Below are 13,090 nucleotides of genomic sequence, written 5' to 3' on the forward strand. Positions count from 1 at the left end.
AGTGATCCTGGTGACCGGTGCGACCGGAAATGTCGGCTCGGAAGTGGTGGCGGCGGTGCGCCGGTCCGGGCAGCCGGTGCGGGCGCTGGTGCGTGACATCGATGGCGTCGCGCTGCCGCCCGGAGTGACGGCGGTATCCGGCGACCTCGACGTGCCCGACACCATGGCCGAGGCCATCGACGGCGCGCGGGCGATGTTCCTGCTGCCCGGCCACGCGAACCTGCCCGCACTGCTGGACCGAGCGAAATCGGCTGGGCTGCAACACGTGGTGTTGCTGTCGAGCGGATCGGCCGAGCTGGTGGATTCGGCCAATGTGGTCGCGCGCTCCATGGCCCGGTCCGAGCAGGCGGTGCGGGAGTCGGGGCTGGCGTGGACGTTCCTGCGGCCGCGCTCGTTCATGTCGAACGCGTTGCGCTGGCTGCCCCAGCTGGCCGCCGGTGACGTCGTCCGCGTGCGGTTCCCCCGGGTGCCGGTCGCGGCGATCGACCCGGCCGACATCGCCGCCGTCGCCGCGCGGGCGCTCACCGACGATGCGTTCGCCGACCGGATCCTGGATCTGACCGGCCCAGCGTCCCTGTGCCCCGCCGACCAGATCGCCATCCTGGCCGAAGTACTCGACCGTCCCCTGGTCTGCCGCGAACTGACCGACGACGAGACCCGCGCCGAACTCGCGGCCTCTCTGCCCCCGGAGTACGCCGCGGCCTTCGCCGACTTCTATCTCGACGGCTCACTCGACGAGTCACGGGTCTACCCGACCGTCCGGGAGGTAACCGGACACGAACCGCGCACATTCACCGACTGGGCTGTCGCGCACACCGCCGCGTTCGCTACTGACTGAAAGGGCGTCGGACGCGGCCATCGAAACGATTCGCCGGTGGCGGCACCGCGGCCCTCCGCGTCAGGACGGCGAAGGTGGTCGAGCAGCGCCGTTCCGGTTGCAGCTTCCTGCAGCACACTGTGCAGCCGGTGCTCTACCGGCAGGGCCGGCCGGGCGGCGAGGCTGAGCGCATGGATCGCCTCGATGTCATCGACACCTGCACCCGCATGGCCTGGTACACCGACCACCGCGAATGGGACGCCCTCGCAGGCGTATTCGCCGACGAGGTGACGCTCGACTACACCAGCCTCGACGGCGGAGAAGCGGTCACCCTGACACCCGACCGGATCGTCGCCGCTTGGCGCGACACCCTGGGCGGTTTCGCTTCGACCCAGCACCTGCTGGCCAACCATCTGGTCGACATCGACACAGACAGTGCGATCTGCACGGCGTCGTTCCAGGCGACCCACCGCAAGGCCGAGGCGTTCGGTGCGTCGCTGTGGACCCTTGGCGGCAGTTACCGGTTCGACCTCGTCCGGGTCGAGGGCGCGTGGCGCATCCGCGGGGTGGCGATGACCGCCGTGTGGGGCGACGGCAACCGCGGACTGCTGCCCCGACCCTCCTGATCTGGTCGTACGGAAAGGAAGACGAACTGATGAAGGTCGTATTCGACAGCGCCGGTGTGGAACTCGTCGGCAACCTCTTTCTGCCGGACACATCGGGGCCGGCGCCCGCCGTGGTGGTCGCCGGAACCTGGACCAGCGTGAAGGAGATGATGGCCGACCGCTACGCCCGGAGGCTGGCCGAACGCGGCTATGCGGTCGCCGTCGACACGGTGGCGGCGCACTTCGGCCGGACACTGTGACCTTCCCCCGGGGCGCCGCCGCCCGACCGGTTTTCCGAGCCGACCGGGCGGCGTGGCCCTACTGTTCGTCGAGGACGACGCGGAACCCACCGCATCGCCTCAGGCCCGAGTGGTCGAGTGTCTCGCAGTTGCCGGGCGCACGGGTGCCGGTCGGATGCGGTGCGAGCCGAGTGTGGGCGGTGGCAGTGTTCCCATGACGTAGCCGAGGAACGTTCGGGCGGTAGCGGCGGGGGCCGGGTCGCGGTGCACTCTCACGCGCCGTCGTGGGACCAGTCGACGGCGGGCCTGCGGCATACGGCAGGACGTCGTCGCCGCCGCCCGCGATCGGAACGGCTGCGGCGGTTTGCCGATGTGGCCCGGCCCGCCGTCGTGTCGCGGTGCTGACCGCGGGGTTCGAGAGGGCGACCGCGTGACCCCTTCGCCCGGGTCGGCGCCAGGCCGCTGACCAGCGCTTTTCCGGGCGGCCGGGCGGAGGGATCGACACCCCGCCCGGACCGCATAGGAGTTCTACCAGCTTCCGGCCGGCGAATCGGGGATTTCCGGGTGTCTCACTAGAATGGGGCGACCGTATTCGTCCGCTTCCGGGAGCCAGCCGTGACCATCCAGCCCGTTCGCCTGTTCGGCGATCCCATTCTGCGTGCCCGCGCCGCGGAGGTCACCGCGTTCGACCGCGATCTGCGGCAGCTGGTCACCGACCTGACCGAGACCATGCACGACGACGGCGGGGTCGGTATGGCAGCGCCGCAGATCGGGGTCGGGTTGCGCGTGTTCGTCTACGACACCGGCGACGCTTCGGGGCATCTGGTGAACCCGCGGTGGGAGGTCGTCGGCGACGAAGAGCAGGTCGGGCCGGAAGGCTGCCTGTCGATCCCCGGCGTGCGCTACGACACGCGCCGGGCCTTGCGTGTGCGAGCGTCCGGTGTGGACGTCGACGGCGCGCCCGTCGCTTTCGAGGCGGAAGGCCTGCTCGCGCGGTGCGTGCAGCACGAGACCGATCATCTCGACGGGGTGCTGTTCATCGACCGTCTCGACCCGGCCCAGCGCAAGGAGGCGATGCGGGTGATCCGCGAATCCGATTGGTTCACAGCGGGATCGACGGTGCGTCCCGCGCGCTCGATGAGCGGCTCGGGCCGGCCCAACCCGTTCGGGGCCGGCCGCTGATGCGCGTCGTCTTCGCGGGCACCCCGGAACCGGCGGTTCCGTCGCTGCGGCGTCTACTGGAATCGGCGCGTCACGAGGTGATCGCCGTGGTGACGCGGCCGGACGCGGTCGCGGGGCGCGGCCGGAAGGTGACCAGGTCGCCGGTCGGTCAACTGGCCGACCGACACGGCATCCCGGTGCTAACTCCCCGTCGTCCGTCCGAGCCGGAATTCGTGGCGCAGCTCACCGACTTGGCGCCGGACTGCTGTCCCGTCGTCGCCTACGGCGCGCTGCTGCCCGAGCCGGTGCTCGACATCCCGCGCTTCGGCTGGATCAACCTGCATTTCTCGCTGCTGCCCGCCTGGCGGGGCGCGGCGCCGGTACAGGCGGCGATCGACGCGGGCGACGAGATCACCGGAGCCTCCACCTTCCAGATCGAGGCCGGGTTGGACACCGGTCCGGTCTTCGGCATGGTGACCGAGAAGATCGCCGTCACCGACACCGCGGGCGCCCTGCTGCAGCGATTGGCCGACAGCGGCTCCCGCCTGCTGGAAGCGACGCTCGACGGAGTGGAGGACGGGGCCTTGCAGCCCGTCCCGCAGTCCACCGACGGCGTCTCGTACGCGCCCAAGGTCGGTGTCGAGGCCGGGCATGTGCGCTGGGACCAACCCGCCCTGGCCATCAGCAGGCGGATTCGCGCGGTCACCCCGGCTCCCGGCGCCTGGACCGACGTGGGCGGCACGCGGCTGAAGCTGGGACCGGTCGAGCTGGTCGAGGAGGAGTTGCCGGAACGCGTCATCGAGGTGCGCAAGTCCGGCGTGTTCGTCGGCACTGCCACCACCGCGGTGCGGCTGGATCAGGTGCAGCCGCAGGGTAAGCGCATGATGGCCGCGCTCGACTGGGCCCGCGGCGCCCGCCTGCAGCCCGGCGCGGTGGTCGAATGACGCCGCGCGGCAATCGGCCCGGTGACGACAACGCCCGCGACCGGCGGCGCGACGACCGTGAGTCCGCGCCGAACCGTTCCGGCGAGGCCGGTCGGCCTCGTGCGCAGGGTGGCCCGCGGCAGGACCGCTCCGGCGCGGGACGGTCACGAGCGGCCGATCCGCGGGCAGGCAGCGGGCGAGCCGAGGCGCGCGGTCGCGACCGCGACGAACGGCGCGGCGCCGCGGGACAACGCGCGGCGACGGGCCGGCCGGATCGTTCCGCCGCCGGGCGTCCGTCCCCGGGGTCCAAAGCCGCCGCAGGCAGGCGACCGCATCGTAAAGAGCCCACCGATCCGCCGCGGACGGCCGCGAGGGATGTGCTGCGAGCGGTCCGGGAGCGCGACGCCTACGCCAACCTCGTACTACCCCCGCTGCTGCGGGACCTCGGGTTGTCGGGCCGGGACGCGGCGTTGGCGACCGAACTCGCCTACGGCGCGTGCCGGTCGCTGGGTCTGCTCGACGCGGTGATCGCCGAGGGGGCGGGCCGGCCGATCGAGGAGATCGACGGACCGCTGCTGGACGTGCTCCGGCTCGGCGTCTACCAACTGCTGCGCACCAGGATCGGTGCGCACGCCGCGGTGGACACCTCGGTGGCATTGGCGCGCTCCGAATTCGGCGCGGGCAAGGCCGGATTCGTCAACGCCGTGCTCCGGCGGGCGGGGGAGAAGACCCCTGAACAGTGGGTGGAGGCGCTCGCGCCCGCCGATCCGGTCGGCCGGCTGGCGTTCGAGTACGCCCACCCGGCCTGGATCGCGCAGGCGTTCGCCGACGCGCTGGGAGCGCGAGCGGGGGAGTTGCGCGAGGTGCTCGCCGCCGACGACGCTCGGCCACTGGTGCATCTGGTGGCCCGCCCGGGCGACATCACCGCGGAGGAACTCGCGCTGGTGACCGGCGGCGAGGAGGGCCGCTGGTCGCCGTACGCGGTCTACCTCGACGGCGGCGACCCGGGCAAGCTCGAGCCGGTACGCGAGGGCATGGCGGCCGTACAGGACGAAGGCAGTCAGCTGGTGGCGCTGGCGCTGACCAGGGCCGAACTCGACGGACCGGACACCGGTCGCTGGCTGGACCTGTGTGCCGGACCGGGCGGCAAGGCCGCGCTGCTCGGCGCGATCGCCGCGATCGATGGCTTCCGGGTGGACGCGGTCGAGCCGGCCGCGCACCGTGCCGAACTGGTGCGCAAGGCCGTGCGCGACCTGCCGGTGGACATCCACGTCGCCGACGGCCGCGCCAGCGGACTGACCCCGGGCTATGACCGCATCCTGGTGGACGCCCCGTGCACCGGGCTCGGCGCGCTGCGCCGCAGGCCGGAGGCGCGCTGGCGGCGCACCCCCGCGGACGTCCGCGAACTGGTCGTCCTGCAGCGCGAATTACTCTCCGCCGCATGGGATTTGCTGCGCCCGGGTGGTGTCGTGGTGTACTCGACGTGCTCGCCGCATCTGCCGGAGACGGTGTCGATCGTCGCCGACGCGGTGCGCCGCCTCGGCGCCGAGCAACTCGACACCCGCGAGCTGCTGCCCGGCGTCACCGATGTCGGGGACGGGCCGGGGGCGCAGCTGTGGCCACACCGGCACGGCACCGACGCCATGTTCCTGGCCGCGCTGCGCAAGCCGCGCTGAGCGGCATGCGCAGCGACCGCGCTGGACGCGCGGAACCTGGCCGCGCACTCGGACCATGACGATGACCGGGCGGTACACGGTGGCCATGGCTGCCGAACAGCCGGAGGTGGAGGCGGCTATCTCATTCCCGGCTGGACTGTTCTCGCAGCCGGGCAAGGGTTTTCGCCAGGATGCGCGACACGTGCATCTGGGAGATGCCCATCTGCTGCGCGATCTGGGTCTGGGTCATCGATTCGAAGAACCGCATCGTCAGGATGCGCCGTTCCCGCTCGGGCAGCCCGGCCAGCAGCGGCCGGATCGCGACGTACTCCTCGACCCGGTCGAACTGGGACTCCTCCTCGCCGAGGGTGTCCAGCAGCGAGGCGTCGGTGTCACGGCCGAGGGTGGCCGCGTCGATCGAGCTCGGCTGGTAGGCGTTGCCCGCGATGACCGCCTGGGTCACCTCGTCCGGATCGACGTCCAGCTCCGCGGCGATCTCCTTCGCCGTGGGGGAGCGGCCGAGGGTCTGGGAGAGACTGTCGATCGCCGCGCCGATGCGTAGGTGAGTCTCCTTGACCCGTCTCGGCACTCGCATCGCCCAGGTGTTGTCGCGGAAATACCGGCGGACCTCGCCCATGATGGTCGGCACCGCGAAAGACAGGAAATTCGAGCCGCGCTCCACGTCGAAACGATCCACCGCGTGCACCAAGCCGACCCGCGCCACCTGGGTCAGGTCATCGAACGGCTCACCGCGCCCGCTGAACTTGCGGGCGATGTGATCGGCGAGCGGAATGCAGCGGCTGATCAGCTCCGCGCGGAGCGCGGCGTGCCGCGCCGTCCCCTTCTCGCTGGCCGCGAGTTGCTCGAAGAGTAATCCGACGTCGTCGTAGCCGGGGACCGTTCCCGCCGCTTCCAGGGTTTCCTCGGCGTCGACGGCGTCCTCGGCGTCCTCGGCGGTCAGCGTGTCTGCGTCCTCGTCGCGCTGTGCATCGAACACGGTTTCTTCGTCCGCCACTACGCCTTCCCCCGGACCCGACGGAACTCGACCGTTGTCGGATATCCGGAGATCGCCGCGTCGTACGAATCCTGGGTCGCGTCCACCGCGTCGGTGAGGGTGCGCAGCACATGCCAGCCGAAGCTGCGCTGGTCGGGCAGTCCCGGCTTCTCCGCGATGCCCTCGACCCGGACGAGCAGCTCGGTGTCGCCGACGGTGAACCGGCAGTTCAGGCTCGTTTCCGGGGCGGCGACCGCGATCAGCGTCGAGCAGACCTCGTCGACGGCCAGCCGGATGTCGGCCACTTCGTCCAGCGTGAATTCGCTGAGTAGGACGAGGGTTTCGGCGAGCCCACGCACGATGGGCAGTTGTGTCACCGACGCCGCCACCCGAATCTCCACCGGGGTGCTGTAGAGCCCCTGTTCCGCCGAAATATTGATCACCCTATGCAGGCTACCCACTCCCGCGCTGGGCAACCCCGGCGACCGTTAGACTCCGGCGTTGTGTCCAACCCGACTTACCCGCGTCCGGCCGTTCCGATGATCGCCCCGTCCATTCTGTCCGCCGACTTCGCGCATCTCGCGGACGAAGCGAAGGCTGTCGCAGGCGCCGACTGGCTGCACGTGGATGTGATGGACGCGCACTTCGTGCCGAATCTCACCCTCGGCCTTCCGGTGGTGGAGAGCCTGCTGAAGGCGACCGAGATCCCGCTGGACTGCCATCTGATGATCGAGGATCCGGGCCGCTGGGCGCCGCCGTACGCCGAGGCGGGCGCGCACAATGTGACCTTCCACGCGGAGGCGACCGACGATCCGATCGCGGTGGCGCGCGACATCCGCGCCGCGGGCGCCAAGGCGGGGCTCTCGGTGAAGCCCGGCACACCGATCGAGCCGTACCTGGAGATCCTGCGCGATTTCGACACCCTGCTGGTGATGAGCGTGGAACCGGGCTTCGGCGGGCAGTCGTTCATCCCGGAGGTGTTGCAGAAGGCGCGCATCGTGCGGAACCTGGTCGACTCCGGTGAGCTGCGGCTGCTGGTGGAGATCGATGGCGGTATCAACGCCGACACCATCGAGGCGGCCGCGGAGGCGGGAGTGGACTGCTTCGTCGCCGGTTCCGCGGTGTACAGCACGGCCGACCCCGGGGCCACCGTGCAGAAGTTGCGCGATCAGGCGGCCTCGGCGTGGGCGCGCTGATCGGGTCTATCCGGCACGGGTCCGCCGTGCGGCGACCGCGCGGATCGTCTCGATCATCGCGCTGATCGACGGGCGGCGCGGCCCGGCTTCGGGCGACCGGATCCACACGCGGTAGCCGGTGCGCTCGTCCTCCGGTGAGGGCAGCACAACCTGGCTGCCCGCGCAGGCCACCGCCGCGTACAGGCGGAACAGTTCGGCCGAGACCGCCGGGCTGATCGCGTCGGGCCCGGCGGGTCCGGTGAGGAAGGTCCAGTGCCTGGCCCGCGGATGGTCGACGACCGGGCCCGCTATTCCGTCCTGGACGAGTTGTCGCAGTACCTGCTGGCCGAGTTCGGCGGGCATGGTGACGGCACCGTAGTCGACACCGATGTGCAGGAGGATGCGATGCGAACCGGGATCCATCGATGCGGGCAACTGGAATTCGCGCCGATACCGTGAGCAGCGAACTTCCGGCGTCGAATCGAGAAATGTGGTCACACCGCGCCCCCGGCTGTGTCCGACCCAATTTGTTCCACTGTGTTCTCCGGCTTTCTCGAGGAGTGGACATCATGCGACAGGCTTCCCGGTCGTCCGCCGTATGACCTGGTAGAGCACCCCATCGAACTGCTTGGGCGGAATAGTTGAACGCGAGAAGTCGGCCGCGTAACGATATCGCTTCCGCTCTCGTCGGAGCGCGGAATCTGCGTTATAAGCGTGTTTCTTTCGGGTATCGAGTAAGAATCAGCAAACTCCCCTGGGGTAAATAAATACGCGCGGTATGCCTTTGCTGCCGAATAATCATCGGATCCCGTGCTCCGCGGTGTTTCGCGGCCTATGTGGACATATTTCGTTCCAAATTCGATGGGACCGGCCGGTTCCGCGCGCCTCGGCCCGCCCGCCGGTCTGCTTACGGTGCTCTCGGCGGTGCGCCGTTCCGCTCCGGAGCGCCGCTGTCTGCGGCCGCCCCCGCGTCATTAGGCTGAGTGGGCGCGGGAATATCGGCCGGGCCCCGCGCGGTTCCGCAACCGGACGACAACGACGCGACAGGGAGTCAGGGCACATGTTCACAGGCATCGTCGAGGAACTCGGCGAGATCGTCGCCAGCGAGCAGCTGACCGACGCCGCGCGGCTGACGATCAAGGGCAAGCTGGTGACCTCCGATGCCGGGCACGGTGATTCGATCGCCGTGAACGGGGTGTGCCTGACCGTCGTGGAGGTGATCGGCGGCGACTCGTTCACCGTCGACGTCATGGCCGAGACGCTCAACCGCTCGAGCATCGGCAAACTGGACGTCGGTGCCAAGGTGAATCTCGAGCGCGCCGCGGCGTTGAACAGCAGGCTCGGTGGACATCTGGTCCAAGGCCATGTCGACGGCACCGGCACCGTGCTCTCGCGCACTCCCTCGGAGAACTGGGACGTGGTGCGGATCTCGCTGCCCGAGAACATCGCCCGCTACGTCGTGCAGAAGGGTTCGATCACCGTCGACGGCATCTCGCTCACCGTCTCCGGACTCGGCGTCTCCGACGACCCCGCCGAAACCGGCAGCCGGGACTGGTTCGAGGTCTCCCTCATCCCCACCACCCTCTCGCTGACCAACCTGGGCTTCGCCACCGTCGGCACCACCGTCAACTTGGAGGTCGACGTGATCGCCAAGTACGTCGAACGCCTCCAGCAGCGCGGCTGACCGTGACCGCCCCGCTCGTCCCCGCCCACGCCGGACGAGGGCGCGCGACGGCGAGCGCGCTCCTCCGGCGTCGCCTGCCGGGATGCGCCGTGCGCGCGGGAGCGGTGATCACTGTCCGGCGCGGTCGAGTCTGCTCCATCCCGGTCGCCGCGGGCACCGAGACCGAGCGGGCATGGTCCGCGCCTCAGCCCGCATCTTTCCCGCGTCCGCGCCCCGATTGCCGCGAATGGCCCCCAGTTCTCGGCGCGCACGGACACAAGGGAGACGCGGATCGGCTCACACTCGAGAAGCCCGAACCCCCACCCCGTAGTAATAGCCTTCGCCCCCCGCCGCCCCACGAAGCGCCGGAATGCGGCGAACCTGCGGGGCCGGTGAAAGCGACTTCACCTAAACAGGTGGATCTCACTCCGGTTCCCGCGGGAAGCAAGTCGGCCCAGCTTGCGGCCGAGGAGCTGTTGTACTGCCTACTCAGTACTGTGAGCCCGCGCCGGCCGCCGGCCCACGGAGCGCCGCAATGCGGCGGGTGCGCGGGTCGGGCGACAACGTCGCCGCGTAACCAGGTGGATCTCACTCCGGTTCCCGCGGGAAGCAAGTCGGCCCAGCTTGCGGCCGAGGAGCCGTCGGACTGCCTACTCACTACCGTTGGCCTGCGCCGGCCCTCCGCCCACGAGGCGCCGGAATGCGGCGAACATGCGGGTCCGGTGATAACGGCATCGAGTAACCGGCTCAACCACACTCCGGCTTTCGAGCGAAGCGAGACCGAGCATGCGCCGTTCGCGGCCCGGCTCGCGTTTGCGCGACCGCCGCGTCCGCGACGAAGTCGCCAGCGGCGGCCGCGCGAACGCGAGCCACAAAGGGGCCGCGAACACGCAGCGCCGCAGGCGCTGCAAATCGAACACAGTACTGTGGTGAGGCACCTATTTCGAGATGGAGCACAACAGACGTGACCAGGTTCGACAGCATCGAGCGCGCAGTCGCCGATATCGCCGCCGGTAAGGCGGTCGTCGTCGTCGACGACGAGGACCGCGAGAACGAGGGCGACCTCATCTTCGCGGCGGAGAAGGCCACCCCGGAGCTGGTCGCCTTCATGATCCGCTACACCTCCGGTTACATCTGTGTGCCGCTCACGGGTGACGATTGCGATCGGCTGGGCCTGCCGCCGATGTACGCGATGAACCAGGACAAGCACGGCACCGCCTATACCGTCTCGGTGGACGCGCGCGAGGGCGTCACGACCGGTATCTCCGGCGCCGACCGCGCCACCACCATGCGGCTGCTGGCCGACGCCGACGCCAAGGCCGACGATTTCACCCGCCCCGGCCACGTGGTGCCGTTGCGCGCCAAGGACGGTGGCGTGCTGCGCAGGCCCGGCCACACCGAGGCGGCCGTGGATCTGGCGCGCATGGCCGGTTTGCGTCCGGCGGGTGTGATCTGCGAGATCGTCAGTCAGAAGGACGAGGGCCACATGGCCCGCACCGAGGAGTTGCGCGTCTTCGCCGACGAGCACGAGCTGGCGCTGATCTCGATCGCCGACATGATCGCGTGGCGGCGCAGGCACGAGAAGCATGTGGTGCGCGTCGCCGAGGCGCGCATCCCCACCGCGCACGGCGAGTTCATGGCTGTCGGCTATCAGAGCATCTACGACGAGGTAGAGCACGTCGCGCTGGTGCGCGGCGACATCAGCGACGGTGAGGACGTCCTGGTTCGGGTGCACTCGGAGTGCCTGACCGGCGACGTGTTCGGGTCGTTGCGCTGCGACTGCGGTCCGCAGCTGGATGCCGCGTTGGAGATGGTCGCGGCCGAGGGGCGCGGCGTGGTGCTGTACATGCGCGGTCACGAAGGGCGCGGCATCGGCCTGATGCACAAGTTGCAGGCCTACCAGTTGCAGGATTCCGGCCACGATACGGTCGACGCGAATCTGGAGCTGGGGCTGCCCGCGGACGCGCGCGATTACGGCACCGGCGCGCAGATCCTGGTGGATCTGGGCCTTCGCTCGATGCGATTGCTCACCAACAACCCGGCCAAGCGGGTCGGCTTGGACGGCTATGGCCTGCGGATCACCGATCGCGTGCCGATGCCCTTGCGTGCGAACGCGGAAAACCTGCGCTACCTGCGCACCAAGCGGGACCGGATGGGGCATGACCTGATCGGCCTCGACGAACTCGATCTCGGCGAGACGGCGCACTGAACTGCGAGCAGACCGGAAAGGCGGACATCGATGAGCGGTACCGGGGTACCGACCTTCGCGCTGGCGGACGCCAAGGACCTCTCCTTGGGTATCGTCGCCTCGCGCTGGCACACCCAGATCTGCGACACCCTGGTGGCGAACGCCGAGCGGGTGGCCAAGGAGGCGGGTGTCCAGCAGATCACGGTGGTGCGCTGCGCCGGCGCGATGGAGCTGCCGGTGGTGGCTCAGGAGCTGGCCAGGTCGCACGACGCGGTGGTGGCGCTCGGCGTGGTGATCCGCGGTGACACCCCGCATTTCGAGTACGTCTGCGACGCGGTGACCGCTGGGCTCACCCGGGTTTCGCTGGACGAGGGCACGCCGGTCGCGAACGGGGTCCTCACCACCAACAACGAGCGGCAGGCCCTGGACCGGGCCGGGCTGCCGGAATCCCAAGAGAACAAGGGCGAGCAGGCGGCTGCCGCGGCGCTGGACGCCGCGCTGACCCTGCGCGCCCTGCGACAGTCCGCGTGACGATGCCGGTCGTCCGTATCTTCCGCAGGAACGCGGGCTCGGCCCCGGCGGCCGGTGACGGCGCCGAGTGGGAGTTCGAGGTGCGTCCCCGCCGTGCGGTGCGGACGGCCTGGATCGCGGCGGTGCTGATCGCGGCCACTTTCACCGTGGGCGGCGTCTGGCTGCGCAGCGGGTCGACCGGCGTCGACTTCCGGGTGGCCGATCAGATCGCGATGATCGGGATCGGCGTACTCGGCGCCGCCGCGGTACTGCTGTTGACAAGGCCGCGGGTTCGCGTCGGCGCTCGCGGTGTGTCGGTGCGAAACATCTTGGGCGACAACGATTTCCCCTGGGACTACATCCGCGGCGTGTCGTTCCCGGACCGGAAGGCCTGGGCGCGCCTGGAATTGGTCGACGACGACTACGTCCCGATGCTGGCGATCCGCTCGAACGACAAGGACCACGCGGCCCGAGCCATGGCTCGGCTGCGTGAACTCGGCGCGAAGTATTCCGGGAGCAAGTGAGCTGGTGCGGCATTCAGCGCTCGCACCGGTACGGAAGCTGGTCTAGCCTCGCCGGTATGGAGCCGGGTGCGTTCGTCCTCGCGGCGGCTTTCGCCGACGATCCGCTGATGACCTATTTCTGGCCGGGGTCGCCGCGGCGGCGCAAAGCCCTACCGCTGTTCTGGGATTCGCGCATCGCGTCGCGCCGGAAGAACGGCCTGGTCGATCTCGCGCACGACGCGGAGGGCAATGTCGCCTGTGTGGCGCTGTGGGAACCGGCGGACGTGGTGGCGCCGACGGCGAAGCCGGTGACCTTGCTGCGAGCCTTGGGGCCGAGCGCGGCGCGGGCGCTGGCCGCCGGGCGGCGGATGGAGCGCGCACGCCCGGCCACGCCGCATCTGTACCTGGCCGCCATCGGGACGCTGCCCGGCGCGCAGGGCAGGGGATTGGCGAGCGCGTTGCTCCAGCGACGGCTGTCGGCGGACGGGCAGGACGGCTTCCTCATCTCGAATACCCGCGGCACGGTGCCCTTCTATGAGCGATTCGGGTTCGAGCCGCAGGGGGAGCTGCCGATGGGACGGGGTCCGGTGGTGTATCCGATGATCCGGAGGAAGTAACGCCCTATTCCGGCGGCCATGTCGAACCTCGTCAGCCGTC

At 70.0% G+C, this 13,090-nt stretch carries 15 protein-coding genes; 12 read left to right on the top strand and 3 right to left on the bottom strand.

The window, feature by feature from the left end:
• The first annotated feature begins 1 nt into the window (after position 1).
• The 6 genes from NG1_RS22050 (at position 2) to NG1_RS22075 (ending at position 5,421) form a co-directional block, all read left to right on the top strand.
• Positions 2–838, top strand: a complete 837-nt coding sequence (locus NG1_RS22050; RefSeq protein ID WP_062973647.1) for an NAD(P)H-binding protein — start codon at positions 2–4, stop codon at positions 836–838.
• A gap of 74 nt (positions 839–912) precedes the next feature.
• Positions 913–1,443 carry a nuclear transport factor 2 family protein gene (locus tag NG1_RS22055; protein ID WP_210750729.1) on the top strand — a complete coding sequence of 177 codons (531 nt, stop codon included), beginning with the start codon at positions 913–915 and terminating at the stop codon, positions 1,441–1,443.
• A 29-nt stretch (positions 1,444–1,472) separates the two neighbouring features.
• Positions 1,473–1,682, top strand: coding sequence for an alpha/beta hydrolase family protein (locus NG1_RS22060; protein WP_062973649.1), 210 nt, complete (start codon positions 1,473–1,475; stop codon positions 1,680–1,682).
• A 594-nt stretch (positions 1,683–2,276) separates the two neighbouring features.
• Positions 2,277–2,843 (top strand): peptide deformylase, encoded by a 567-nt coding sequence (gene def, locus NG1_RS22065; RefSeq protein WP_062973650.1) that lies wholly within the window; start codon positions 2,277–2,279, stop codon positions 2,841–2,843.
• Complete coding sequence (gene fmt, locus NG1_RS22070; RefSeq protein ID WP_062973651.1) at positions 2,843–3,766, top strand: methionyl-tRNA formyltransferase; 924 nt, start codon at positions 2,843–2,845, stop codon at positions 3,764–3,766. The genes def and fmt overlap by 1 nt, the downstream gene beginning before the upstream one ends.
• Positions 3,767–4,122: 356 nt before the next feature.
• Positions 4,123–5,421, top strand: a complete 1,299-nt coding sequence (locus NG1_RS22075; RefSeq protein WP_062973732.1) for an RsmB/NOP family class I SAM-dependent RNA methyltransferase — start codon at positions 4,123–4,125, stop codon at positions 5,419–5,421.
• Between the two features lie 121 nt (positions 5,422–5,542).
• Here the strand turns inward: NG1_RS22075 and NG1_RS22080 are convergent, their stop codons facing one another.
• On the bottom strand, positions 5,543–6,415 hold the full coding sequence (locus NG1_RS22080; protein ID WP_157114173.1) for an RNA polymerase sigma factor SigF: 873 nt from the start codon (positions 6,413–6,415) through the stop codon (positions 5,543–5,545).
• A complete protein-coding gene (locus NG1_RS22085) occupies positions 6,415–6,837 on the bottom strand; it encodes an ATP-binding protein (RefSeq protein WP_040867498.1) in 423 nt (140 codons plus the stop codon). Before NG1_RS22085 ends, NG1_RS22080 begins: the two co-directional genes overlap by 1 nt.
• A 96-nt stretch (positions 6,838–6,933) precedes the next feature.
• Here NG1_RS22085 and rpe point away from each other — a divergent pair, with 96 nt between their 5' ends.
• Complete coding sequence (gene rpe / locus NG1_RS22090) at positions 6,934–7,590, top strand: ribulose-phosphate 3-epimerase (protein ID WP_062973652.1); 657 nt, start codon at positions 6,934–6,936, stop codon at positions 7,588–7,590.
• A 6-nt stretch (positions 7,591–7,596) separates the two neighbouring features.
• Here rpe and NG1_RS22095 read toward each other — a convergent pair whose 3' ends face one another.
• Positions 7,597–8,067, bottom strand: coding sequence for a hypothetical protein (locus tag NG1_RS22095; protein WP_062973654.1), 471 nt, complete (start codon positions 8,065–8,067; stop codon positions 7,597–7,599).
• A gap of 562 nt (positions 8,068–8,629) precedes the next feature.
• Here NG1_RS22095 and NG1_RS22100 point away from each other — a divergent pair.
• The 5 genes from NG1_RS22100 (at position 8,630) to NG1_RS22125 (ending at position 13,050) form a co-directional block, all read left to right on the top strand.
• On the top strand, positions 8,630–9,253 hold the full coding sequence (locus tag NG1_RS22100) for a riboflavin synthase (protein WP_040867495.1): 624 nt from the start codon (positions 8,630–8,632) through the stop codon (positions 9,251–9,253).
• 943 nt (positions 9,254–10,196) lie between these two features.
• Complete coding sequence (locus tag NG1_RS22110; protein ID WP_062973658.1) at positions 10,197–11,441, top strand: bifunctional 3,4-dihydroxy-2-butanone-4-phosphate synthase/GTP cyclohydrolase II; 1,245 nt, start codon at positions 10,197–10,199, stop codon at positions 11,439–11,441.
• Positions 11,442–11,471: 30 nt separating this feature from the next.
• A complete protein-coding gene (gene ribH / locus NG1_RS22115; RefSeq protein ID WP_040867493.1) occupies positions 11,472–11,951 on the top strand; it encodes a 6,7-dimethyl-8-ribityllumazine synthase in 480 nt (159 codons plus the stop codon).
• Positions 11,952–11,953: 2 nt separating this feature from the next.
• Positions 11,954–12,454 carry a PH domain-containing protein gene (locus NG1_RS22120; RefSeq protein WP_062973660.1) on the top strand — a complete coding sequence of 167 codons (501 nt, stop codon included), beginning with the start codon at positions 11,954–11,956 and terminating at the stop codon, positions 12,452–12,454.
• Positions 12,455–12,510: 56 nt separating this feature from the next.
• Entirely contained in the window at positions 12,511–13,050 is a 540-nt protein-coding gene (locus NG1_RS22125; RefSeq protein ID WP_062973662.1) for a GNAT family N-acetyltransferase, read from the top strand.
• The last annotated feature ends 40 nt before the right edge of the window (positions 13,051–13,090 follow it).

This window comes from Nocardia gamkensis NBRC 108242, assembly GCF_001612985.1.
Lineage (GTDB): Bacteria > Actinomycetota > Actinomycetes > Mycobacteriales > Mycobacteriaceae > Nocardia > Nocardia gamkensis.

Bases quoted from the DNA above. Each gene is read 5' to 3' on its own strand.
- NG1_RS22060 (WP_062973649.1), top strand. From the start codon at position 1,473: ATGAAGGTCGTATTCGACAGCGCCGGTGTGGAACTCGTCGGCAACCTC.
- fmt (WP_062973651.1), top strand. From the start codon at position 2,843: ATGCGCGTCGTCTTCGCGGGCACCCCGGAACCGGCGGTTCCGTCGCTG.
- rpe (WP_062973652.1), top strand. From the start codon at position 6,934: ATGATCGCCCCGTCCATTCTGTCCGCCGACTTCGCGCATCTCGCGGAC.
- NG1_RS22100 (WP_040867495.1), top strand. From the start codon at position 8,630: ATGTTCACAGGCATCGTCGAGGAACTCGGCGAGATCGTCGCCAGCGAG.
- ribH (WP_040867493.1), top strand. From the start codon at position 11,472: ATGAGCGGTACCGGGGTACCGACCTTCGCGCTGGCGGACGCCAAGGAC.
- NG1_RS22120 (WP_062973660.1), top strand. From the start codon at position 11,954: ATGCCGGTCGTCCGTATCTTCCGCAGGAACGCGGGCTCGGCCCCGGCG.
- NG1_RS22125 (WP_062973662.1), top strand. From the start codon at position 12,511: ATGGAGCCGGGTGCGTTCGTCCTCGCGGCGGCTTTCGCCGACGATCCG.